Consider the following 22,481-nt stretch of genomic DNA (forward strand, 5'->3'; position numbering starts at 1 on the left):
AGCCAGCATGAAAGCACGTGGCATGGAAGGCATCACCTATCCTCCGCAATACGATGTGCTGGTGGTCGGCGGCGGCATCAACGGCGCGGGCATCGCGCGCGATGCGGCCGGGCGCGGCCTGTCGGTGGCGCTGTGCGAACAGCACGACCTGGCGCAGCATACGTCGTCGTCCTCCAGCAAGCTCATCCACGGTGGCCTGCGCTACCTGGAACATTATGAATTCGGGCTGGTGCGCAAGGCGCTGATCGAACGCGAAGTGCTCTTGCGCAGCGCCCCGCACATCATGTGGCCGCTGCGCTTCGTGATGCCGCATGACCAGGGACAGCGCCCCGCCTGGCTGATCCGTTTGGGCATGTTCCTCTACGATCACCTGGCCCGACGCGAACTGTTGCCGGGCTCGCGTGCACTGGACCTGCGCCGCCACGCCTCGGGGGCACCATTGAAAGCGCAGTTCACGCGTGGCTTCGTCTATTCCGATGGCTGGGTCGATGATGCCCGGCTGGTGGTGTTGAACGCCATGGATGCCGCCGAAAAAGGCGCGCACATCATGACCCGCACCCGCTGCGAATCGCTCACGCGCCAGGACAACGGCTGGCAAGCGGTGCTGCGCCGTGAAGACGGCCATGCCATGCAGGTGCGCGCGCGCTGCGTGGTCAATGCCGCCGGCCCGTGGGTGGCGCAGTTCCTGGGCGGTGCGGCCCACGTGCATTCGAGCAAGTCGGTGCGCCTGGTCAAGGGCAGCCACATCGTGGTGCCACGCCTGTTCGAACACGATCACGCCTACATCTTCCAGAACCCGGATGGCCGCATCGTCTTCGCCATTCCCTACGAGCAGGACTTCACGCTTATCGGCACCACCGATATCGAGTATCAGGGCAAGGTAGAAGACGTGGCCATCTCCGAGGATGAGACGGCTTATCTCTGCCAGCTGGCCAATCGCTATTTCGCCAAGCCCATTACACCGGCCGACGTGGTGTGGTCGTATTCAGGCGTGCGCCCGCTGCTGGAAGATGCGGCCGCCGACGCCTCGGCCGTCACGCGCGACTACCAGCTCGACCTGAACACGCAAGGCGCCCCGCTGCTCTCCATCTTCGGCGGCAAGATCACCACCTTCCGCAAGCTGGCCGAGGAAGCGGTGGATATGATCGCGCCGGTACTGGGCAACCAGCGTGGCGCGTGGACCGAACACGGCTGCCTGCCGGGTGGCGACCTGTATGGGGCGCAGCCGTCCAATCGCTCGGTGCGCCAATTCGGTCATTACGTGGAAGGCTTGCAGCAGCAGTATCCGTGGCTGCCTGCCGCATTGTTGCAACGCTATGCGCGTGCCTATGGCAGCCGCACGCATGCGCTGCTGGAAGGAAGAAAGAACTTGGAAGAGATGGGAGAAGAAATCCTGGGCGGGCTCTATGCCGCCGAGGTGGACTACTTGTTGCGCCACGAATGGGCCACCAATGCGGCCGACATCCTGTGGCGGCGTTCCAAGCTCGGCCTGCATTTCCCCAAGGGCAGCGAGGCCGTGCTGGACGCCTGGCTGGCCGCGCGCGGCGGCCAGTCTTCCGGTCAGGAACCACCCGCCGAAGCGGGCGAGTTGCTTCAGGCAGCCAGCAGGTAAGCACCCACGGCGGCGATACCGACGCCGCCGATGCGCACCACGCGGTCAGCCATCTGCTTGCCCGCGATCAGGCCGATACCGAGGCCGGCGGCATGCAGCAGTGCGGTGGCGGCGATGAAGCCGGCACCGTACAGGGCGGCCGAGCTGCCGTGCGGCAGTTCAGCGCCGTGTGCGTAGCCATGGAACATCGCGAAGACCGACACCACCAGCGTGCTGCCCCACAGCGGCAGGCGCACGGCGAAGGCGATCAGCAGGCCCAGCACGGCCACCGAAGCGGCGATACCGGTTTCCACGGCCGGCACTTGCAGGCCGGCGAAGGCCAGCAGCGCGCCAGCCACCATCATCAGCGGGAAGGCCAGCGGCAGCACCCACAGGGCGCGCTGCTTGTTCTGTGCCGCCCACAGGCCCACGGCCAGCATGGCCAGCAGGTGGTCGATGCCCGAGAACGGATGGGCGAAGCCGGCGGCCATGCTGGCCGAGGCATCCATGGTGGAACCCGGATGGCCGGGGTGCGCCAGGGCAGTGCCGGCCGCCAGTGCGGTGACGGCCAGGACGCCCAGGCGGGCGCGGGTCTTGGTCGAGAGGGTCAACATGTTTTCTCCTTGGGCTGATACGGCAGATTCTTGAATCGGGGAAGTGACAGGGTTCAGGTTCAGTTCTTCGGCTTCTCGTCCAGCAAGCCCTGCTTGCGGATGTATTCGATGACCTTCTCCACCCCGTCGCCACTGCGCAGGTTGGTGAACACGAAGGGGCGTTCGCCGCGCATGCGCTTGGCATCGGCCGCCATGATATCCAGATTTGCGCCCACATAGGGAGCCAGGTCGGTCTTGTTGATGATGAGCAGATCCGAGCGGGTGATGCCGGGGCCGCCCTTGCGCGGGATTTTTTCGCCACCGGCCACGTCGATCACGTAGATGGTCAGGTCCGACAGTTCCGGGCTGAAGGTAGCGGCCAGGTTGTCGCCGCCGGATTCCACCAGGATCAGGTCCAGGTCCGGGAAATCGGCGCTCATGCGGGCGATCGCTTCCAGGTTGATGGAGGCATCCTCGCGGATGGCGGTGTGCGGGCAGCCGCCGGTTTCCACACCCATCAGGCGTTCTGCCGGCAGCGCATCGGCGCGCAGCAGGATTTCCATGTCTTCCTTGGTGTAGATGTCATTGGTGATGACGGCCATGTCGTAATGGTCGCGCATGCGCTTGCACAGCATTTCGCACAGCGCCGTCTTGCCGGAACCGACCGGGCCGCCGATGCCCACGCGCAGCGGATTGGAAGTGGAGTTGCTCATGGTTGGTCTCTTGATCTCTTGGTCGTGTTGGAACGAAAACGATATAAACGATTTCGACAATTCAATAATTAAGAACGATAGATGCGGCTGTACTGCACCTCATGCTGCATCGACAGCAGCGACAGGCCCGGTGCCCAGTTGCACAGTTCGTCATCCTCCAGCGTCAGCGCGGTGGCCGCGGCCTTTTCCAGTTCCGGCTGCAGCGACAGCAGGATGCGCTGCCCCGCCACCTGGCCCAGCGGCACCGTCTTCACGCAGGCCAGCACCTGGTTCTCCGCCCAGGCGAACAGCATGCCCAGCACCGCCGCCTCGCGCGGCACCTTCAGGGCCACGGTAGCAAAGGCCAGGGAGGAGGGCAGCGGCAGTTCCGGCTGCGCCTGCAGGATGGCCAGCAAGGCCTCATCGCCCAGCTTCAGGTCGGTCGCCAGTTTGCCCAGCGAATAGCCCATCTGAATGGTTTCGGCACGAAACTCGGACGTATCGCGGGCCGCGATGAAGCGCTCGGTCCACAAGGTGACCTTTTCTGCATCACGGGCCTCGAAGGCCGCTACCAGCCGCGCAAAGATGGGTGCCTCGAAACGTGCCACCACTTCATGCAGCGCATGGCCGATCCAGGCGCGGGCCGTGGCTTCGCTGCCCACGCGCCCACACTCGATGGCCGCCTCCAGCCCTTGCGAATAGCTGTAGGCGCCGATCGGCAAGGACGGGCTGCTCAGTTGCAGCAGATGCAGCAAGGCGGCAGCTTGCATGGGGTCAGCCCTCTTCCTTCTTGTCGCCGGGACGATGGATTTTCTGGCGCAGCGGAATCGGTGCCAGCGGATTGTGGTGATGGTCATCGCCATGATGGTGATGGCCGCCGCCATAGGCCCCCGCTTCCGGCTCGAAGGCCGCCAGCTCTTCGGAGACGCGCGCACCCAGCCCTTCCAGCATTTCCTTCAACACCGGGTCCTTGCGGATGCGCAGGAAACCGACGCCGCCTTCGTGCCCCACATGCGCCTGGGTGTGACGATTGCCGAGGTGGAAGGCGCAACGCAGCAGCAGGTGCGCATCGGCGGCATCGACGCGATAGGTCGCTTCGGCCTTGGCGATGATCCTGACCACGCGGCCATCATCGCCGCGCAGCAGGTCGCCATCGCGCAGCACCGTACCGCGCACGGTGAACACCGCCACGTCTTCCCCCGAACGCAGGGTGGCACGCAGGCGGCTCTTCTCGCGCTGGTCATAGGGCAGTTCCAGTTCGCCGTCGATCTGCTCGGCCTGGGCTATCTTGGTATTGAGAGTGAGCATGAAAAAATCTAAAGAAAATCAGAACAGGAAATAACGTTGTGCCAGCGGCAGCGAGACAGCCGGTTCGCACACCAGCAGTTCGCCATCGGCACGCACTTCATAAGTCTCGGAATCGACTTCCATCTTCGGCGTGGCACCGTTGTGGATCATGTCGCGCTTGCGCAGGTTGCGCATGTTCTTCACGGCTACCACCGGCTTGTTGAGTTTGAGCTGTTCACCGATGCCGGCATCAAAGGCCGCCTGCGAGACGAAGGTCATCGAGGTCTTCAGGCCACCGCCATAGGCGCCGAACATCATCCGGTAATGCACCGGCTGCGGGGTCGGGATGGAAGCATTGGGGTCACCCATCTGGGCGGCCGCGATCATGCCGCTCTTCAGGATCATCGACGGCTTGGCTCCGAAGAAGGCCGGCTTCCACAGCACGATGTCGGCGATCTTGCCCACTTCCAGCGAGCCCACCACGTGCGAGATGCCGTGGGTGATGGCCGGGTTGATGGTGTACTTGGCGATGTAGCGCTTGATGCGGAAGTTGTCGTTGCGCGACGTATCTTCCTTGAGCGAACCGCGCTGCACCTTCATCTTGTGCGCGGTCTGCCAGGTACGCAGGATGACTTCGCCCACGCGGCCCATGGCCTGCGAGTCGGAAGACATCATCGAGATCGCGCCGATGTCATGCAGGATGTCTTCGGCGGCGATGGTCTCGCGGCGGATGCGCGATTCGGCAAAGGCGATGTCTTCGGCGATGGCCGGGTCCAGATGATGGCAGACCATCAGCATGTCCAGGTGTTCGTCCAGGGTATTGACGGTGAAGGGGCGTGTCGGGTTGGTCGAGGACGGCAGCACATTGCCCTCGCCCACGGCCGCGATGATGTCCGGTGCATGGCCGCCGCCCGCGCCTTCGGTGTGGAAGGTGTGGATGGTGCGGTCCTTGAAGGCCGCGAGCGTGTGCTCCAGGAACCCGCCCTCATTGAGCGTATCGGTGTGGATGGCCACCTGGATATCCATGCGGTCGGCCACCGTCAGGCAGTTGTCGATGGCCGCAGGCGTCGAGCCCCAGTCCTCGTGCAGCTTCAGGCCGATGGCACCGGCGCGGATCTGCTCTTCCAGCGGCAGCGGCAGGCTGACGTTGCCCTTGCCGAGGAAACCGAGGTTCATCGGGAAGGCGTCCGCTGCAGCCAGCATGGAATGAATGTGCCAGGGGCCGGGCGTGCAGGTGGTGGCGGCCGTGCCGACGGCCGGACCGGTGCCGCCGCCCAGCATGGTGGTGACGCCGCTCATGAGCGCTTCTTCGATCTGCTGCGGACAGATGAAGTGGATGTGGCTGTCGATGCCGCCGGCGGTAACGATCATGCCTTCACCGGCGATGATCTCGGTGGCACCGCCAATGGCCATGGTGACGCCGGGCTGGATGTCGGGATTGCCGGCCTTGCCGATGCCGGCAATCTTGCCGGACTTGATGCCGATATCGGCCTTGACGATGCCCCAGTGATCGACGATGAGCGCATTGGTGATGACGGTATCCATCACCTCGGCATGGGGGCGCTGCGACTGGCCCATGCCGTCGCGGATCACCTTGCCGCCGCCGAATTTCACTTCCTCGCCATAGACCGTGTAATCCTTCTCCACTTCCAGGAACAGTGCGGTATCGGCCAGGCGCACGCGGTCGCCGACGGTGGGGCCGAACATTTCGGCATAGGCCGAACGGGAAATCTTGCTCATTGGGTTTGCCCCTTCTTGACGTTGCCATGCCGGGCCTTCAGCTTGCCCATCACCAGTGCATTGAAGCCGTAGACGCGGCGGTCCCCTGCCAGCGCCACCAGTTCCACCGTGCGTTCCTGACCGGGCTCGAAGCGCACTGCGGTCCCGGCCGCGATGTTCAAGCGCATGCCATAGGCCGCTTCACGTTCGAAGCGCAGTGCCGGATTGGTTTCGTAGAAATGGAAGTGGGAGCCGACCTGGATGGGACGGTCGCCGCTGTTGGCCACCGTCACCGTCACGGTGGGGCGGCCGACATTGAGTTCGATGTCGCCGGGTTCGACCAGCATTTCGCCTGGAATCATGACGCGCTCCTCAAGGAATCGGATGGTGGACGGTGACCAGCTTGCTGCCATCGGGGAAGGTGGCTTCGACCTGGATGTCGGGGATCATCTCGGGCACGCCTTCCATGACATCGTCGCGGGTGAGGATGGTGGTGCCCTCGGACATCAGCTCGGCCACGGTCTTGCCATCGCGTGCGCCTTCCATGATGGCGGCGGTGATCAGTGCCACCGCTTCCGGATAGTTGAGCTTGAGGCCACGGGCCTTGCGGCGCTCGGCCAGCAGCGCGGCGGTGAAGATGAGCAGCTTGTCTTTTTCTCTTGGTGTCAGTTCCATGTTGGCTCCTGGCCGTTGGGCGGCCTTCAGGTTCTATAACGCAGGGCGAGGCTTGATTCAGTTTTCCTGATGCAGCGTTTTACGTCGTGTTCATGTATTCCAGATGCGCGGAATGGCCGCGTCCTTGCCGGTGACCGCCGGGCGCAGCACATGCCAGGCCGTATGCAGCCACTGCCGCGCCACCAGGCTGGATTGCCCCATGTAGCGGGCGATCAGCACCTGCTTCATCAGCGTGGCACCGCTGCGTCCTTCCAGCTGCAGGGCGCCGATGGTCTCGCGCAGCCGTCCGAGGAGCGCCGCATCCATGCCATCGCCCACGGCGATCAGGGTGCCGCAGATGGTCTGCCCGTCCAGCGCCAGCGGGCCTTGCATGGCCCCTGCCTCGGCCTGCAGGCGGCCCTGCTCGAACCACACCAGCTTGCCGCCGCGGCGGATGCTGGTGCGCTGGCTGACGGCACCGGTGTTGAAGGTTTCGCCCGACGCGGTGCGGCCGAAGCAGAGGATTTCCGCGCCCAGGTACGCCGCATCGGCGGCCAGGGTCACTTCATGTTCCATGCGCACGTCGGCCCCATCGAAGAAGATGGTTTCCTGTGGCAGCCATTCCAGCGTGGCTCCTGCTGCTGCGTCGAGCCTGACGGCCTGGCGCGAGGATTGGCCATTGGCGCGATACCACTTGCCCGCACCGGGCGTGGTCAGCAGCACATGGGCGCGTTCGCCCGCTTCAGCGGTGATGGAGAGCTGGTCGCCACCGACGATGCCGCCCGGCGGGTGGACGATGATGGCGTGGCAGATGGAGGGATCTTCGGGATAGAGCGGCTTCTGCACGCGCAGGGGGCCGAAGTGCTGGCGGCGCATGAGGCGCGTGCTGCCCTTGTCGTCGGCAAAGCCCAGCGCCAGGCGTGCCTGGTCCGGCGCATGCCGCAGGGGCGCGCCTGGTGTCGCGGGGGCCGGCATGCTGGCGGGTTCCGGATGGCCGGGGAGTCGTTTCATACCTGGTTCTTCATTGCGTGGAAGGCGGCGTGTGCAAGCGGACTGCCTGGCCGCGAACATGCGACTTTATAGCAGACCCGCTGCAAATGCGCAGCTTCGTCTTGTGCCTCGCTCCCCGTTCGGACTGAGTAGGCCCGCAGGGCCGTATCGAAGGCGCTGTGCCGGGCGCAACCTTGGAGCGCCTTCGATACGCCGCTGCGCGGCTACTCAGTCCGAACGGTTTCTGCTGGACATCCTTCGGTCACACCGCCAGATGCTTCTTGACGTCCTCGCCATCCATCTGGTCCTGGGTACCGGCGGCCACGACTTCACCGCGCGACATCACCACGAAGGTATCAGCCAGTTCGCGGGCGAAGTCGAAATACTGCTCGCACAGCAGGATGCCGATGTCGCCGCGCTGGCGCAGCAGGCTGATGACGCGGCCGATGTCCTTGATGATGGAGGGCTGGATGCCTTCGGTCGGTTCATCCAGGATGATCAGCTTGGGCTCGGCCAGCAGTGCCCGGGCGATGGCCAACTGCTGCTGTTGGCCGCCGGAAAGATCGCCGCCGCGACGATGCAGCATTTCCTTCAGCACCGGGAAGAGTTCATAGACCTCGCCCTTGATGGTGGAGGCACGGCGGCCCGACAGCGTGGCCATGCCCATGAGCATGTTTTCTTCCACCGTCAGGCGCGCGAAGATCTCGCGTCCCTGCGGCACATAGGCGATGCCCAGCTTGGCGCGCTGGTGCGGCTTGAGACGGGTGATGTCCTGGCCTTCGAAGCTGACGTTGCCCTTGGCCACCGGCAGCACGCCCATCAGGCATTTCAGGAGCGTGGTCTTGCCCACGCCATTGCGGCCCAGCAGGGACAAGACTTTGCCCTTCTGCACATCGAGCGAGACGCCGCGCAGCGTATGCGCCGCGCCGTAGTACTGGTTCAGTTCATTGACTTGCAGCATGGATGATGGTCTCCGCTCTTATCGTCCCAGGTAGACTTCGATGACGCGTTCGTTGGATTGCACCTGGCGCATGTTGCCTTCGGCCAGCACCGATCCTTCATGCAGCACGGTCACCTTGCCACCTTGGGCGATCTCTTCGACGAAGCCCATGTCGTGTTCCACCACCATGATGGAATGCTTGCCGCGCAGCTCGTTCAACAGCTCGGCGGTGCGCGCGGTCTCGGCGTCGGACATGCCGGCCACCGGTTCGTCCAGCAGCAGCAGCTGCGGCTCCTGCATCAACAGCATGCCGATTTCCAGCCACTGCTTCTGCCCGTGCGAGAGCAGGCCGGCGACGCGATGTTCCTGGCCGTTCAGCCGGATCAGCTTGAGGATTTCCTCGATCTTGCCGATCTGCTCCGAGGACAGGCGCGCAAAGAGCGTGGTCTTGACGCGCTTGTCCATCTTCATCGCCAGTTCCAGGTTCTCGAACACGGTGTGCTGCTCGAACACCGTCGGGCGCTGGAACTTGCGGCCGATGCCCGCGTGGGCGATCTCGTATTCGGTCATCTTGGTCAGGTCGATGGTCTGGCCGAAGAAGGCGGTGCCGGCGGTGGGCCGGGTCTTGCCGGTGATGACGTCCATCATCGTGGTCTTGCCCGCGCCATTGGGACCGATGATGCAGCGCAGTTCACCGACCGAAATATCCAGGTTCAGGTTGTTGATGGCCTTGAAGCCATCGAAGGACACCGTGATGTTTTCCAGATAGAGGATGGCACCGTGGGTGGTATCGACGCCTTCGGGTTTGATGCGTTCGTAGGATGCGCCGTGGTCGGCGCGGGGCGTATCGACGTTGCCGCCCAGGCCGCCGATGGCGACTGGATTCTTGCCGGGTTCGATGGCACTCATGCGGCCTCCTTGGATGCGCTGCCCTCAGCGGACGCGGCATCGCGTTTCTTGAATTTCTGCACCAGGCCCAGGATGCCCTGCGGCAGGAACAGCGTGACCAGGATGAAGATCAGCCCCAGCGCATACAGCCACAGGTCCGGGAAGGCCGCAGTGAACCAGCTCTTCAGGCCATTGACCGTGAAGGCGCCGATGATCGGTCCAATCAGCGTGCCACGGCCACCGACGGCCGCCCAGATCACCATCTCGATGGAGTTGGCCGGCGACATCTCGGAAGGATTGATGATGCCCACCTGTGGCACGTACAGGGCACCGGCGATGCCGCAGATCACGGCCGACAGCGTCCACACGAAGAGCTTGAACCACAGCGGGTTGTAGCCGATGAACATGAGGCGCGATTCGGAATCGCGCACGCCCTGCAGCACGCGGCCCAGCTTGGAGGTGACGATCATGCGGCACAGGACCAGGGCACCGAACAGCAGCGCCAGCGTCACCAGGTACAGCACCGCCTTGGTGGCCGGTGCAGTGATGGTGAAGCCGAGGATGCGCTTGAAGTCGGTGAAGCCGTTGTTGCCGCCGAAGCCGGTATCGTTGCGGAAGAACAGCAGCATGAAGGCGAAGGTCATCGCTTGCGTGATGATGGAGAAATACACGCCCTTGATGCGCGAACGGAACGCGAAGTAACCGAACACGAAGGCCAGCAGACCCGGCACCAGCACCACCAGCAGCATGGAGAACCAGAAGTGGTCGGTCATCCACCAGTACCAGGGATAGGCCTTCCAGTTCAGGAACACCATGAAGTCAGGCAGGTTGCTCTGGTACACGCCGTCACGGCCGATGGCGCGCATCAGGTACATGCCGTGGGCGTATCCGCCCAGTGCGAAGAAAACGCCATGCCCCAGCGAGAGGATGCCCGTGTAGCCCCACACCAGGTCGAGGGCCAGCGCAGCCATGGCATAGCACATGAACTTTCCGACCAAAGCGACGGTGTAGGAGGAGACGTGCAGCGCACTATCTGCGGGGAACAGCAGGTTGCAGACCGGCAGCAGCGCCAGCACGATGGTGCAGATGACGATGCCGGTCCAGGACGGGCGATTGAACAGCGAGGGGCGCATGATCATGGTGCTCATTCCACGCTCCTTCCCTTGAGTGCGAAGAGGCCTTGCGGACGCTTCTGGATGAATACGATGATGAAGACCAGGATGGCGATCTTGGCCAGCACGGCACCGGCCATCGGTTCCAGGAATTTGTTGACTTCGCCCAGGCCGAAGGCTGCGATGACGGTCCCGGCCAGCTGGCCCACGCCACCCAGCACCACCACCATGAACGAGTCGACGATGTACCCCTGTCCCAGGTCGGGACCGACGTTGCCCAGCTGCGAGAGCGCCACGCCACCGAGACCGGCGATGCCGCAACCGAGACCGAAGGTCATCATGTCGATCTTGCCGGTGGACACGCCCACGCAGTCGGCCATGCGGCGATTCTGGGTGACGGCGCGCACGAACAGGCCCAGGCGGGTCTTGTTCAGGATCAGCCACACGGCGAAGACCACGAAGAGCGCAAAGAACACGATCACGATGCGGTTGTAGGACAGCACCAGCGAACCCAGCACGGTCACCCCGCCCGACATCCAGCTCGGGTTGGCCACTTCCACGTTCTGCGCACCGAAGATGGAGCGCACACCTTGCATCAGCATCAGGCTGATGCCCCAGGTGCAGAGCAGGGTTTCCAGCGGACGGCCATAGAGCCAGCGGATCACCAGTCGCTCCAGCGCGATGCCGACGGCCGCGGCCACGATGAAGGCGGCCGGCAGTGCCACCACCAGATACGCATCGATGGCGCCGGGGAAGAACTTGCGGAACACCAGCTGGCACACGTAGGTGGTGTAGGCACCGATCATCAGCAGCTCACCGTGGGCCATGTTGATGATGCCCATGAGGCCGAAGGTGATGGCCAGGCCCAGTGCGGCCAGCAGCAGCACGCTGCCCAGCGAGACCCCATAGAACAGCTTGCCGGCGAAGTCGACGATGGCCAGGTGGCGGTCCAGCGCGGAGAGCGTGCGGACTGCTTCGATGCGCACGCCTTCATCAGCTTCGACGTAGGAGCCATCGGGATTCTTGGCCAGCATGTTTTCCAGCACCGGCTTCAACGAGGCATTGGTGGTCTCGGCCAGTTTCTTGACGGCCGCGCGGCGTGCCGCCGGGTCGGCCGAATGCAGGTTGGCGGTGGCTTGCACCTGCTGCAGCACGTCCTTGATCTGCGGATCGCTTTCCTTGGCGAGCGCTTTTTCAATCAGCGGGATCTGGGCCGGGTCGGCATTCTTGAGCAATTCACCGGCGGCGGCCAGGCGCTGGTCACGCTGCGGCGAGAGCAGTTTCAGACCCGAGAGCGCGCCATCGACAGCACCGCGCAGGCGGTTGTTGACGGTGATGCCTTCGGCGTCATCGGGGGCCGGGCCGGTCTGGTCGGTGGCCGGATTGAATGCCTTGCCGGCGTCGTCGACGATGAGCACGTCACCGGCGGGGGTGACGTAGAGCGCGTCGCTGTTCAGGGCATTGAGGATCTTGAGCGCGTCATCATTGGCCAGCGCGGCAATCTGGTTGACGGCGTCGATGCGCGCGTCGGGGTCGTCTCCGCCAAGGGGCTTGAGCAGGGCCGGATCGATGGCTGCGAACGCCCCCAGGGCGTGGACGCAAAGCCAGGTCGCGAGCAGCCCGCGTAGGAACTGGATGGCTGGTTTCATGGTCGGTGTGCGCCTCGAAGCGCGGGCCGGTCAATAGGCTGGCCGGAGCGAGTCGTCGGGCGGTTTTCTTGTGGAGGGAGATGCATCGGGGCGGACGGAGCGCCTTCGATACGCCGCTGACGCGGCTACTCAGGGCGAACGGTCTGTAGATTGTGCAACAAAAACCCGTTCGGACTGAGTAGCCGCAGCGCGGCGTATCGAAGGCGCTCCGAAGAACGCCATGAACTACAACAACAACCGCAAGCTTAGTTCTTCTGCTTGCTTTCGTTGCCCGGGATGTACGGGCTCCAGGGTTGCGCGCGGATGGTGGTCTTGGTCTTGTAGACCACGTTGAACTGACCGTCTGCCTTGATTTCGCCGATCATGACGGGCTTGTGCAGGTGGTGGTTGGTCTTGTCCATTTCCAGCGTGTAGCCCGACGGTGCCTTGTAGGTCTGGCCACCCATGGCGGCGATCACCTTGTCGGTGTCGGTGGACTTGGCCTTTTCCACGGCCTGTGCCCACATGTGGATGCCGACGTAGGTGGCTTCCATCGGGTCGTTGGTCACGACGGTATCGGCGTTGGGCAGGTTCTTGGCCTTGGCGTATTCCTTCCACTTCTTGATGAAGGCGGTGTTGACCGGATTCTTCACCGATTCGAAGTAGTTCCAGGCGGCCAGGTGGCCCACCAGCGGCTTGGTATCGACACCGCGCAGTTCTTCTTCACCCACCGAGAACGCCACCACCGGCACGTCGGTCGCCTTCAGGCCGGCGTTGCCCAGTTCCTTGTAGAAGGGCACGTTGGAGTCGCCGTTGATGGTCGAGATCACGGCCGTCTTGCCACCTGCGGAGAACTTCTTGATGTTGGCCACGATGGTCTGGTAATCGGAGTGGCCGAACGGGGTGTAGACCTCGTCGATGTCGGAATCCTTCACACCCTTGCTGTGCAGGAAGGCGCGCAGGATCTTGTTGGTGGTACGCGGATAGACGTAGTCGGTGCCCAGCAGCACGAAGCGCTTGGCGCCGCCGCCTTCCTTGGACATCAGGTATTCCACGGCGGGAATGGCTTGCTGGTTGGGGGCAGCACCGGTGTAGAAGACGTTCTTCTCCAGTTCTTCACCTTCGTACTGCACCGGGTAGAACAGCAGGCTGTTCAGTTCCTTGAAGACCGGCAGCACCGACTTGCGCGACACCGAAGTCCAGCAGCCGAAGACCACCGAGACCTTGTCCTGGGAGATCAGCTGGCGGGCCTTTTCGGCGAACAGCGGCCAGTTCGAGGCGGGGTCGACCACCACCGGTTCGAGCTTCTTGCCCATCACGCCGCCGGCGGCGTTGATTTCGTCGATGGTCATCAGGGCCACGTCCTTGAGGGACGTTTCGGAAATCGCCATGGTGCCCGACAGCGAGTGCAGGATACCGACCTTGATGGTGTCGGCAGCGAAGGCCGAAGGCAGCCAGGAGGATGCGGCCAGTGCGAATGCGCCCAGAGCGGTGGCTTTCAGTACGGTACGACGTGACATGTGGTGCTCCCTCGAGAAAAGTTTTGGAAGATTTTTTTCACTGCCCAGTCGCTTTAGCAGATTGCGTGCCAATGCCCCGCCAAGGGCCTGCGGGCTGCATCAAAGCGGGGCGGGGAGGGGCGCGGTGCGGGAAGAATGTTGTCAGGCACGCCAGGATTGCGCACCAAAGCCGAGCGCCATTGTCGACAGTCTCATGTCGCTGCGGCAACACTCACCAGCCTGGCGCTCGGCTGTGCGCGATCTTGGTGCGCCGCGCAAAGCGCCAGTGGAGGCGGGTTTACGGCAGGTGGCTCAACTTCCTGAGGGGTGAGACGGATTGTTCACAATAGTGAGCACATCGTGAATGATGAAGCGCCAGGCGGCGTGATCCATTGCGGTGCCTGCCTGGCGCTTGGGGTGGTTCAGATGGTCCTGGCGGACCACCCTGCGGCGCGGGATCAGCGCAACAGCACGTGCTGCATGAACTGGCGCAAGGGGAATTCGATCATGTTCTGCAGGGTCACCGGCAACTCCAGCGGCCGCATGATCATCTTGATGGTGGTTTCGGGCTTGAGATTGACGCGCACGGTACGGCTCATGCGCGAGGCCAGTTCCTTCACGCGTGCCGGATCGGCGGCCAGTTCCGGCTTGTACACCATCACCACGTGGCGGATGGCGCAATCGGCGTCTTCGCTCTTCAGTTCCAGGGTGCGCCGGCTGAGGGTGCCGAAGACGCGCGAGCGGCCGATGTTTTCCTGGCGGCGATAGCGGCGGAAGTATTGGTAGAAATGCTTGTAGTGATTGACCTCGTCATTGGCGATGAGTCCGGCCAGGTGCTTCAGGACCGGCTCGTCGGTGGCCCGCGCCAGCGCCCGGTAGTAAGTGGAGGTGCCGGTCTCGACCACGCAGCGCGCGGCCAGCTCCTGGGCCCGTGTCGGTTCGAGCAGCTCGACCTTGCAGTATTGCGAATATTCGTCGAGGAAGCCCTGGTAGGCGCGCGGCCAGTCGAACTCCGGCCAGACATGCTCGACATAGGCGCGCAGGGCCGCGCCGTGCTGCAGCTCTTCCTGTTCCCACTGCTCGCGCAACCATGTCTCGACCTCGGCATCGCCTTTGTAGAATTCCACCAGGTTGTGGGTGTAGAGGTCGGAACCGCTTTCGACGAAGGAAGCGCAGGCCACCAGGTAGAACAGGTCTTCATTCTGCCGCACCCGCTCGCGGTCGATGCGGTTCAGGTCGATGTCATCGATGGTCCAGTGTTTTTTTTCTTGGCGACTCGGGTTCATCTGCTATACCTCTCTTCTCAAAGTGATGGTGGGCATAGCGATATGATGCAGCGCGATGACATTGGTTCAGGGCCGCCGGCGGCGTCTTGACGCAACTTTGCAAAGCGTCGCGCGACGTCAGCATTTCGTCAGGTGAGCCGGTCCGTGCGACTCTACCCGATCACAGGTTGCTGGTCGCGTCACTGCCCAGCACCACGCGGTTGCGGCCTTGGTACTTGGCGTGATACAGCGCCTGGTCGGCCACGCGCAGCAGTTGTTCGGCGCTGGTGTGCTCATCCGGCTGCAGCGAGGCCACGCCGATGCTGGCCGTGATGTAGCCGAAGGGCGAATCGGCATGCGGCAGCTTGAGTTCGAAGATGGCCTGGCAGATGTGCTCGGCCTGCTGCAGGGCATGGGCGGTATCGCTCTCGGCGATGATGACGCAGAACTCCTCGCCGCCATAGCGTGCTACCAGGTCGGTAGCGCGGCGCGAACTCTTCTGCAGCACGCGCGCCACGATGCGCAGGCACTCATCCCCTGCCACGTGGCCGTAGCGGTCGTTGTATTTCTTGAAGTAATCCACGTCCAGCATCAGGAGCGCCAGCGCATGGCCGGAGCGCACCGAGCGCCGCAGCTCGCTGTCGAGTACCTCGTCGAAGCGACGCCGGTTGGCCACCCCGGTCAGGCCATCGGTGGCCGACAGCGCTTCCAGCTTGCGGTTGGCCAGCTCCAGTTCGCGCGTGCGGCGGGCGACCTGATCTTCCAGTTCTTCCTTGTTCTGCTGCAGCTTGCCGGCCATCTCGTTGAACTTGCGCGAGAGGATGGCGATCTCGTCGCCGCCGGCCTGTTCCACGCGCACCGTGGTATCGCCGCTGCCGGCTTCCTTCATGGCGCCCACCAGGCGCTGCAGGGGCACGCTGATACTGCGCGCGATCAGCGCCGAGAGGAACAGCGAAGCGGCAAAGCACAGCAGGCCGATGGCGATGATCTTGTCGCGCACCGAGCGGGTGTCGGCGTTGAGCTTGTCGCTTGGCGTGGCGCTGACTACCCACCACGAGGTGTGCGGCAACTGGGCGATGGCGGCGTAGTAGCGTGTCTTGTCAGCACGTGTATAGGCGATGAAATCGCTGGTGCGGCGTTGTCCCACGCTGGCCGTGATGCCCTCCAGCAGGGCCGGGTCGGCGCTGCTGAAGCTGGTGTCGCGCCCCTGCACGACCACCGTGCCATCGCTCGCATCGACGATGAAGAGACTGGAGTCATAGCCCAGGTCCACGCCCTCGAAGATGCTGAAGAAGTAGCTCGGGCGCACGCCGATGAAGAGCACGCCGGCGCCGCGATTGTTGCCCGTGAAGCGGATCTCGCGCAGCATGGCCACGCTCTTCTGGCCATGGCCGCCGTTGTAGAGCGTCCACCAGCCGCGTCCACCGAGGTCCGGCGCCTCCTCTGCCACGCGGGTGATGTTGCTGGCCAGCGGCGCAAAGATCTGCGGATCGATGACCTGGCGCTTGCGGTCCAGCAGGTATTTCTGGTTCACGTCCGGCAGCGAGCCATAGGTGTCCAGCAGTACGCGCGCCACCCCGCTGCGGGCCGCAGCACTGGTGGCTTCGTCGCCGCTGTAATAGTCGCCCAGCAGGCGCTGCAGCTTGTCGGAGAGCGCCAGCTCCTCGCTGGTGTCCTCGATCTTTTCCATGCGCAGCATCAGGTTCTGCGAGATCTGCTTGACCACCTGGACCGAGTAGGTGCGTACCTTCTCCTGGGTGGCACGGGTGGTTTCGCGATAGGCCAGCAGACCTGAGATCACCAGCGGCACCAGCGAGACCAGGATGAAGGAATTGATGAGCCGGTAGCGGATTTCGATCTTGCGCAGGAAACCCAGCCAGAAAAAGTCGAGCCGTTTTTTCATCGAACGCGCTCCCTTACCTGGCCGACAGGCGTGCCTGTTCGGTGATGGAATCCTGCAGCAGGCGCGCGGCCCGCGCCGGGGTCTGGCTGCCCGACAGCACGGCCTGCAGGAGCGGATGCAGGACCTCGATGGTATTGACCGGCAGCACCGAGTAATACAGTCCCGGGGCATTGCTGGCGGCGGCATCGCGCGTCATCTGGTCGACCAGCGCGAAGAGCGCGGGATCGCCTTTCACATCGGCCGCGATCACGCGGAACGGCGGAATGTTCTGCCGCTTGGCTTGCCAGATCGGCATCCCCGGACCGTAGAGGAAGTCCAGGAACTGCACCGCAGCCTGCCGTTGCCGCGCGCCGCTGCGCTGGGCTACCGCAAAACCGGTCTCGCTGCCCAGCACCGGTTTGAGCGGCTGGCCCTTGTCATTCCATGGCGGCACGAACACGCCTACCCGCATGCCGCGCGCATTCATCAGCGTGCCGGCGGCCCAGCTGCCCTGGAAGGTCATCGCCGCGCGGCCTTCGGCGAACTGGCGCAGGGTCGTGTCGTAGCCCGCGCGCAGACAGTCGGCCTGCACCATCTTCTGGTCCACCAGCGTGCGCAGGCGCGCAAAGATGGCCGCGCCGTCAGCATTGTCCAGCTGCAGGGTGCCATTGGCGATGCGGGCGCGCCAGTCGGGGACCTTGGCTGCGATCTGGTTGGCGAAGCCGTAGCTGAAGGGACCATTGCCCAGCATGTTGGGGAAGCCACCCGGTAGCGCCAGCGGCACCAGGCCGGCCTTGCGCAGTGCGGCGCCGGCCGCCAGGAAGGACTCAAAGTCGGCTGGCGGCGCAGTGATGCCGGCGCGGTCGAACATGTCGCGGTTGTAGTAGATCAGCGTGGTGGCCACGCCCGAGGGAATGCCGTAGCGCCGCCCGCCCGGCGAGGTCCATTCGCGTTGGAGGACTTCCAGCATGTTGCCCCAGGCCTGGGTATCGCCGATGTCGGCCAGCAAGCCTTGGTCCGCCAGGGTGGCCGTATACGGATTGGCGTTGACCGAGACGATGTCGGGCAGGCTGTCGGTGGCGGCGCGCGGTTTGAGGTTTTCCTCGACGGAATTGCCGATCATGAATTGCAGGTTGATCCGCACCTCGGGATGCTTGAGCGAGAAGGCATCGGCCACGCGATGCATTTCCTCGGACCAGTCGGGTGCCCAGACCAGCGCGGTGAGCACCACCGGTTCGGCGACTGCGGTGGCCGTGGCAGCGCTGCCGCTGTCGTCGCCACGCTCGCAAGCCGTCAGCAGGAGTGCTGACGCCACCCCCGCGATGAAGATTCCGAGTCCGCGCTTGGCGTACCCTGTCATGCCTGACTGCCCGCAGCTGGAGTGGCAACCCGGATCAGGCACGCCTGTTACTGATGGCGTATATCGGCCACGCATCGATTTCCCCTGCGGCTAAACTTTTCTTGTTTTACAGCAATGCGCATGGTGCCGCGTTGACCTTCGCGCAGTCATGGTGATCTGCGTCACGTAACCCGCTGCAGCCCGCGTTGCGCCTACCTGCCGCTCCCTTTGCACGATCCTGGCACATGAGAACAATGACAACAAGTGTGCCAGTTTTTAGATCGCCCTGCACGAACCGCGTGCGCATTTCTTGTCTTTGTTCAGCTTTTGCCACGGCGCAATTGCGCCCGCCTTGATGTGCCGCCTGAACGAAAATGAACAGGCCCTTATAATGTGGCCCTCACGCCTTGCGGGGCGATCGCGCTTCACCTTGCTGCAACCTGCCTGCATCGCCCTCACTGCCGGCGATGCAGCTGTCTCATCGAATTCCACATGCACAACAAAGATACTTCGCTCTCCATGGGCAAATTTCCCCCATGGCTGGCCGTCCTGGCAGCCTTGACTGCGCTGGGCGCGCTGGCCATCGACATGTACCTGCCCAGCTTCACCGCCATCGCCAAGGAACTCGGCGTGGGCACCAACCTGGTCCAGCTCACGCTCGCTTCTTTCCTCGTCGGCCTGGCCGTCGGGCAGATGTTCTATGGTCCGCTGTCGGATCGCTTCGGCCGCAAGCCGCCCTTGTTCTTCGGGATCGCCTTGTATTTCGTATGCTCCCTGCTGTGCATTTTTGTACAGAGCATTGAGACACTGATCGTGCTGAGATTGTTCCAGGGGCTGGGCGGCAGCGCCGGCATGGTGATCCCGCGCGCCATGGTGCGTGATCGCATGGGGGCCGAGGGTTCGGCCAAGGCATTCTCGATGCTGATGCTGGTGTTTGGCCTGGCACCCATCCTCGCTCCTTTCATCGGCGGCCTGATGCTGGTCTTCGCCAGCTGGCGCGGCATCTTCGTGGTGCTGACGATCTTCGGCCTGCTGTGCATGCTCGGCACGCGCAAGTACCTTACCGAAACGGTGGATGTCTCCCGTGCCGAACCGCTGCATCTGGGCCGCACCTTGCGCCAGTACTGGGGTTTGCTGCGCCATCGCCAGTTCATGTCCTTCGTGCTGTGCGGAGGGTTGGTGCAGGCGGGCATGTTCGCCTACATCGCAGGTGGTCCGTTCGTGGTGATCGAGCTGCACGGGATCAAGCCGCAGTATTTCGGTTTCGTGTTTGCGTCCAACGCCATCGGGCTGATCGCCGCTTCGCAGATCAATGCGCGCCTGGTGGTCAAGCGCTCGGCCGAACGCGTGCTGGGCAAGGTGCTGTGGGTACCGGCCGGTCTGTCGCTGGCGGTGGTGCTGGCCGTTCTGGCCGGATTGGAGAGCCTGCCGCTGTTGCTGTTCGGTTTCTTCGGTTTCCTGACGGCCTATGGCTTCACGGGTCCCAATGCCACTGCCATTGCGTTGAAGCACCAGGGCCGCCAGGCCGGTACCGCAGCGGCCTTGATGGGCACGCTGCAATTCGGCATGGGCGTGCTTTCGGGGGTGGTGATGAGCCTGTGGCATGACGGTACCGCCTTGCCGCTGGTGTCGGTGATGGCCATCTGCGGCGTCAGTGCCTTCCTGCTGTATCACTTCGTGGCCAAGCATGAGCCGGTGACGCCGGCCCTGCATTGATCCTCGGGAAACGCTGATCCGCCATGCTTCACGCCGTTTGCGCCTCCGTCCTGTGGGGCCTGTTCCCGCTGTATTTCAAGTTGCTCAAGGAGATTCCCTCCTTCGATATCGTCGTGCATCGCCTCTTCTGGTCCTGCGTGTTCCTGGTGGCCGTGCTGGCCTGGCGGCGGCAATGGCGCTGGGTGGGCGAGGTCATCAAGCGGCCCATGGTGGTGCTGGGCTTCCTGCTCTCGGCCCTGCTGCTGACCGGCAACTGGACCCTGTATGTCTGGGCCGTCAACGCCGGGCGCATCGTCGATACCAGCCTGGGCTACTTCATGAGCCCGCTCATGAGCGTCTTCATGGGCTACCTGATCCTGAAGGAACGCATGCGTCCCCTGCAATGGCTGGCGGTCTTCCTGGCACTCGGTGCCGTGATCTGGCTGACCTTCGCCAACGGCAGCCTGCCGTGGATCTCGCTGCTGATCGCGCTGACCTTCGCCTTCTATGGCCTGCTGCGCAAGACCGCGCACCTGGGCGCGCTTGAAGGCCTGTCGCTGGAAACCTTGCTGATGCTGCCGCTGGTGCTGGCCATCCTGGGCGTGGATACCTTGCGTGACAGCAATGCCTTCACCCATGCATCGACCACAGCCAAGATCCTGCTGGCCCTGTCCGGCCCGATCACGGCGGTGCCGCTGCTGCTCTTTGCCCATGGCGCGCGCCGCATCCCCTTGTCGATGCTGGGCCTGATGCAATACATTTCGCCTACCATCCAGCTGCTGGGCGGCGTGCTGATCTACGGCGAGCCCTTCACCGGGGCGCGCGCCATCGGCTTTTGCGTGATCTGGGTGGCGCTCGCGGTATACTCCGCCGAAGGCTTGTGGCGCTACCTGCGCACCCGCGCGCAAAGCTCGGCAGAGCCCAGCGCCGGCGGCGCCTGACGCCGCCTCCTATCGTTTCCCTCTCACTGGCAACTCATACCATGGCTCAATACGTCTTTACCATGAACCGCGTCGGCAAGATCGTGCCGCCGAAGCGGCAGATCCTCAAGGACATCTCGCTGTCCTTCTTCCCCGGCGCCAAGATCGGCGTGCTCGGCCTGAACGGCTCGGGCAAGTCCACCCTGCTCAAGATCATGGCCGGCATCGACAAGGAAATCGAGGGTGAAGCCATCCCGATGCCCAACCTGAACATCGGCTACCTGCCGCAGGAACCCCAGCTCGACGCCGAGAAGACCGTGCGCCAGGAAGTCGAAAGCGCCCTGGGCGAAGTCTTCGAAGCCCAGGCCAAGCTGGATGCGGTCTATGCCGCCTATGCAGAAGAAGACGCCGACTTCGACGCCCTCGCCACCGAGCAGGCGCGCCTGGAAGCCATCATCGCCGCCGCTGACGGCAACAGCCTGAACCAGCAGCTGGAAATGGCTGCCGACGCACTGCGCCTGCCGCCCTGGGATGCCAAGATCGGCGTGCTCTCCGGTGGCGAAAAGCGCCGCGTGGCGCTGTGCAAGCTGCTGCTCTCCAAGCCCGACATGCTGCTGCTGGACGAACCGACCAACCACCTGGATGCCGAATCGGTGGACTGGCTGGAGCAGTTCCTGCAACGCTTCCCCGGCACCGTGGTGGCCATCACCCACGATCGCTACTTCCTCGACAACGCCGCCGAATGGATCCTCGAATTGGACCGCGGCCACGGCATCCCCTGGAAGGGCAACTACAGCTCCTGGCTGGAACAGAAGGAAGCCCGCCTGAAGCAGGAAGAGGCCAGCGAATCGGCGCGCCAGAAGACCATCGCCAAGGAACTGGAGTGGGTCCGGCAGAACCCCAAGGGCCGCCAGGCCAAGAGCAAGGCGCGTCTGGCGCGCTTCAACGAGCTCTCCGAATACGAATACCAGAAGCGCAACGAGACCCAGGAAATCTTCATTCCCGTGGCCGAGCGCCTGGGCAATGAAGTCATCGAATTCAAGAACGTCAGCAAGGGCTATGGCGACCGCCTGCTGATCGACAACCTGAACTTCAAGATTCCGGCCGGTGCCATCGTCGGCATCATCGGTCCCAACGGCGCCGGTAAATCGACCCTGTTCCGCATGCTGGCCGGCCGTGAAACGCCGGACAGCGGCGAACTGGTGCTGGGCCCCACCGTCAAGGTCTCGCTGGTGGACCAGTCGCGTGAAGACCTGGGCAACAAGAAGACGGTCTTCGAAGATGTCTCGGGCGGTGCCGACATCCTCACCGTGGGCCGTTTCGAAATGCCCTCGCGCGCCTACCTGGGCCGCTTCAACTTCAAGGGCGGCGACCAGCAGAAGGTGGTCGGCAACCTGTCCGGCGGTGAGCGCGGCCGCCTGCACCTGGCCAAGACCCTGCTGCAGGGCGGCAACGTCCTGCTGCTGGACGAACCGTCCAACGACCTCGACGTGGAAACTCTGCGCGCCCTGGAAGATGCGCTGCTGGAATTTGCCGGCACCGTGCTGGTGATCTCCCACGATCGCTGGTTCCTGGACCGTATCGCCACCCACATCATCGCCTTCGAAGGCGATTCGCAGGTCACCTTCTTCGACGGCAACTATCAGGAATACGAAGCCGACAAGAAGAAGCGCCTCGGCGAAGAAGCCGCCAAGCCCAAGCGTATCCGTTACAAACCGGTTACGCGTTGATGGCTTGACTGAAATGGTCGGGAAAACGCCGCTGCTTCCAGCGGCGTTTTTTTTCGT

Annotated in this window: 20 protein-coding genes; 4 read left to right on the forward strand and 16 right to left on the reverse strand. The window is 63.7% G+C overall.

Annotation, left to right across the window (positions count from 1 at the left end):
• Window positions 1–7: 7 nt before the first annotated feature.
• Window positions 8–1,612 (forward strand): glycerol-3-phosphate dehydrogenase, encoded by a 1,605-nt coding sequence (gene glpD, locus ACWHXP_RS20975; RefSeq protein ID WP_134134237.1) that lies wholly within the window; start codon window positions 8–10, stop codon window positions 1,610–1,612.
• Here the strand turns inward: glpD and ACWHXP_RS20980 are convergent.
• From ACWHXP_RS20980 to ACWHXP_RS21055, 16 genes are all read right to left on the reverse strand, one after another.
• Entirely contained in the window at window positions 1,594–2,205 is a 612-nt protein-coding gene (locus tag ACWHXP_RS20980) for a HupE/UreJ family protein (protein ID WP_034339842.1), read from the reverse strand. The two genes, glpD and ACWHXP_RS20980, sit on opposite strands and share 19 nt — an antisense overlap.
• A 59-nt stretch (window positions 2,206–2,264) precedes the next feature.
• Window positions 2,265–2,897: an urease accessory protein UreG gene (gene ureG, locus ACWHXP_RS20985; RefSeq protein WP_013236640.1), complete on the reverse strand. Its 633-nt coding sequence runs from the start codon at window positions 2,895–2,897 to the stop codon at window positions 2,265–2,267.
• Between the two features lie 68 nt (window positions 2,898–2,965).
• A complete protein-coding gene (locus ACWHXP_RS20990) occupies window positions 2,966–3,646 on the reverse strand; it encodes an urease accessory protein UreF (RefSeq protein WP_489635133.1) in 681 nt (226 codons plus the stop codon).
• Window positions 3,647–3,650: 4 nt separating this feature from the next.
• Window positions 3,651–4,184 carry an urease accessory protein UreE gene (ureE, locus tag ACWHXP_RS20995; RefSeq protein WP_121041333.1) on the reverse strand — a complete coding sequence of 178 codons (534 nt, stop codon included), beginning with the start codon at window positions 4,182–4,184 and terminating at the stop codon, window positions 3,651–3,653.
• Between the two features lie 18 nt (window positions 4,185–4,202).
• Complete coding sequence (gene ureC, locus ACWHXP_RS21000; RefSeq protein WP_121041331.1) at window positions 4,203–5,903, reverse strand: urease subunit alpha; 1,701 nt, start codon at window positions 5,901–5,903, stop codon at window positions 4,203–4,205.
• Window positions 5,900–6,244, reverse strand: a complete 345-nt coding sequence (locus ACWHXP_RS21005; protein ID WP_134223931.1) for an urease subunit beta — start codon at window positions 6,242–6,244, stop codon at window positions 5,900–5,902. The genes ureC and ACWHXP_RS21005 overlap by 4 nt, the downstream gene beginning before the upstream one ends.
• Before the next feature lie 10 nt (window positions 6,245–6,254).
• Window positions 6,255–6,557 carry an urease subunit gamma gene (locus ACWHXP_RS21010; protein ID WP_008333723.1) on the reverse strand — a complete coding sequence of 101 codons (303 nt, stop codon included), beginning with the start codon at window positions 6,555–6,557 and terminating at the stop codon, window positions 6,255–6,257.
• A 90-nt stretch (window positions 6,558–6,647) separates the two neighbouring features.
• On the reverse strand, window positions 6,648–7,547 hold the full coding sequence (locus ACWHXP_RS21015; protein WP_489635132.1) for an urease accessory protein UreD: 900 nt from the start codon (window positions 7,545–7,547) through the stop codon (window positions 6,648–6,650).
• 241 nt (window positions 7,548–7,788) lie between these two features.
• Window positions 7,789–8,487, reverse strand: a complete 699-nt coding sequence (gene urtE / locus ACWHXP_RS21020; protein ID WP_008333719.1) for an urea ABC transporter ATP-binding subunit UrtE — start codon at window positions 8,485–8,487, stop codon at window positions 7,789–7,791.
• Window positions 8,488–8,505: 18 nt separating this feature from the next.
• The gene (gene urtD, locus ACWHXP_RS21025) at window positions 8,506–9,375 is read right to left on the reverse strand and encodes an urea ABC transporter ATP-binding protein UrtD (RefSeq protein ID WP_039790232.1); all 870 of its coding nucleotides are present in this window, start codon (window positions 9,373–9,375) and stop codon (window positions 8,506–8,508) included.
• A complete protein-coding gene (urtC, locus tag ACWHXP_RS21030; RefSeq protein ID WP_121041325.1) occupies window positions 9,372–10,502 on the reverse strand; it encodes an urea ABC transporter permease subunit UrtC in 1,131 nt (376 codons plus the stop codon). The genes urtD and urtC overlap by 4 nt, the downstream gene beginning before the upstream one ends.
• A complete protein-coding gene (gene urtB, locus ACWHXP_RS21035; protein ID WP_489635131.1) occupies window positions 10,499–12,115 on the reverse strand; it encodes an urea ABC transporter permease subunit UrtB in 1,617 nt (538 codons plus the stop codon). Before urtB ends, urtC begins: the two co-directional genes overlap by 4 nt.
• Before the next feature lie 245 nt (window positions 12,116–12,360).
• Window positions 12,361–13,614, reverse strand: coding sequence for an urea ABC transporter substrate-binding protein (gene urtA, locus ACWHXP_RS21040; protein ID WP_013236630.1), 1,254 nt, complete (start codon window positions 13,612–13,614; stop codon window positions 12,361–12,363).
• Window positions 13,615–14,051: 437 nt separating this feature from the next.
• Window positions 14,052–14,879: a ferritin-like domain-containing protein gene (locus ACWHXP_RS21045; protein WP_489635130.1), complete on the reverse strand. Its 828-nt coding sequence runs from the start codon at window positions 14,877–14,879 to the stop codon at window positions 14,052–14,054.
• Window positions 14,880–15,039: 160 nt separating this feature from the next.
• Window positions 15,040–16,761 carry a sensor domain-containing diguanylate cyclase gene (locus tag ACWHXP_RS21050; protein WP_209534081.1) on the reverse strand — a complete coding sequence of 574 codons (1,722 nt, stop codon included), beginning with the start codon at window positions 16,759–16,761 and terminating at the stop codon, window positions 15,040–15,042.
• A gap of 13 nt (window positions 16,762–16,774) precedes the next feature.
• Window positions 16,775–18,100 (reverse strand): ABC transporter substrate-binding protein, encoded by a 1,326-nt coding sequence (locus ACWHXP_RS21055; protein ID WP_489635129.1) that lies wholly within the window; start codon window positions 18,098–18,100, stop codon window positions 16,775–16,777.
• A gap of 471 nt (window positions 18,101–18,571) precedes the next feature.
• Here ACWHXP_RS21055 and ACWHXP_RS21060 point away from each other — a divergent pair, with 471 nt between their 5' ends.
• The 3 genes from ACWHXP_RS21060 to ettA are packed head-to-tail and all read left to right on the forward strand — an operon-like array spanning window position 18,572 to window position 22,424.
• Window positions 18,572–19,795, forward strand: coding sequence for a Bcr/CflA family multidrug efflux MFS transporter (locus ACWHXP_RS21060; protein WP_039790221.1), 1,224 nt, complete (start codon window positions 18,572–18,574; stop codon window positions 19,793–19,795).
• 23 nt (window positions 19,796–19,818) lie between these two features.
• Complete coding sequence (rarD, locus tag ACWHXP_RS21065; protein ID WP_121041301.1) at window positions 19,819–20,715, forward strand: EamA family transporter RarD; 897 nt, start codon at window positions 19,819–19,821, stop codon at window positions 20,713–20,715.
• Window positions 20,716–20,756: 41 nt separating this feature from the next.
• Window positions 20,757–22,424, forward strand: a complete 1,668-nt coding sequence (ettA, locus tag ACWHXP_RS21070) for an energy-dependent translational throttle protein EttA (protein WP_039790218.1) — start codon at window positions 20,757–20,759, stop codon at window positions 22,422–22,424.
• The last annotated feature ends 57 nt before the right edge of the window (window positions 22,425–22,481 follow it).

It is taken from the genome of Herbaspirillum sp. Her2, assembly GCF_057961375.1.

What these genes read in the sequence shown, in the direction of transcription:
- ACWHXP_RS20990 (WP_489635133.1), bottom strand. Translation starts at nt 3,646, where the DNA reads ATGCAAGCTGCCGCCTTGCTGCATCTGCTGCAACTGAGCAGCCCGTCC.
- glpD (WP_134134237.1), top strand. Translation starts at nt 8, where the DNA reads ATGAAAGCACGTGGCATGGAAGGCATCACCTATCCTCCGCAATACGAT.
- ettA (WP_039790218.1), top strand. Translation starts at nt 20,757, where the DNA reads ATGGCTCAATACGTCTTTACCATGAACCGCGTCGGCAAGATCGTGCCG.
- ureE (WP_121041333.1), bottom strand. Translation starts at nt 4,184, where the DNA reads ATGCTCACTCTCAATACCAAGATAGCCCAGGCCGAGCAGATCGACGGC.
- urtA (WP_013236630.1), bottom strand. Translation starts at nt 13,614, where the DNA reads ATGTCACGTCGTACCGTACTGAAAGCCACCGCTCTGGGCGCATTCGCA.
- urtC (WP_121041325.1), bottom strand. Translation starts at nt 10,502, where the DNA reads ATGAGCACCATGATCATGCGCCCCTCGCTGTTCAATCGCCCGTCCTGG.
- ACWHXP_RS21050 (WP_209534081.1), bottom strand. Translation starts at nt 16,761, where the DNA reads ATGAAAAAACGGCTCGACTTTTTCTGGCTGGGTTTCCTGCGCAAGATC.
- ACWHXP_RS21045 (WP_489635130.1), bottom strand. Translation starts at nt 14,879, where the DNA reads ATGAACCCGAGTCGCCAAGAAAAAAAACACTGGACCATCGATGACATC.
- urtB (WP_489635131.1), bottom strand. Translation starts at nt 12,115, where the DNA reads ATGAAACCAGCCATCCAGTTCCTACGCGGGCTGCTCGCGACCTGGCTT.
- ACWHXP_RS21005 (WP_134223931.1), bottom strand. Translation starts at nt 6,244, where the DNA reads ATGATTCCAGGCGAAATGCTGGTCGAACCCGGCGACATCGAACTCAAT.
- urtD (WP_039790232.1), bottom strand. Translation starts at nt 9,375, where the DNA reads ATGAGTGCCATCGAACCCGGCAAGAATCCAGTCGCCATCGGCGGCCTG.
- ACWHXP_RS21010 (WP_008333723.1), bottom strand. Translation starts at nt 6,557, where the DNA reads ATGGAACTGACACCAAGAGAAAAAGACAAGCTGCTCATCTTCACCGCC.
- ureC (WP_121041331.1), bottom strand. Translation starts at nt 5,903, where the DNA reads ATGAGCAAGATTTCCCGTTCGGCCTATGCCGAAATGTTCGGCCCCACC.
- ACWHXP_RS20980 (WP_034339842.1), bottom strand. Translation starts at nt 2,205, where the DNA reads ATGTTGACCCTCTCGACCAAGACCCGCGCCCGCCTGGGCGTCCTGGCC.
- rarD (WP_121041301.1), top strand. Translation starts at nt 19,819, where the DNA reads ATGCTTCACGCCGTTTGCGCCTCCGTCCTGTGGGGCCTGTTCCCGCTG.
- ACWHXP_RS21055 (WP_489635129.1), bottom strand. Translation starts at nt 18,100, where the DNA reads ATGACAGGGTACGCCAAGCGCGGACTCGGAATCTTCATCGCGGGGGTG.
- ACWHXP_RS21015 (WP_489635132.1), bottom strand. Translation starts at nt 7,547, where the DNA reads ATGAAACGACTCCCCGGCCATCCGGAACCCGCCAGCATGCCGGCCCCC.
- ACWHXP_RS21060 (WP_039790221.1), top strand. Translation starts at nt 18,572, where the DNA reads ATGCACAACAAAGATACTTCGCTCTCCATGGGCAAATTTCCCCCATGG.
- ureG (WP_013236640.1), bottom strand. Translation starts at nt 2,897, where the DNA reads ATGAGCAACTCCACTTCCAATCCGCTGCGCGTGGGCATCGGCGGCCCG.
- urtE (WP_008333719.1), bottom strand. Translation starts at nt 8,487, where the DNA reads ATGCTGCAAGTCAATGAACTGAACCAGTACTACGGCGCGGCGCATACG.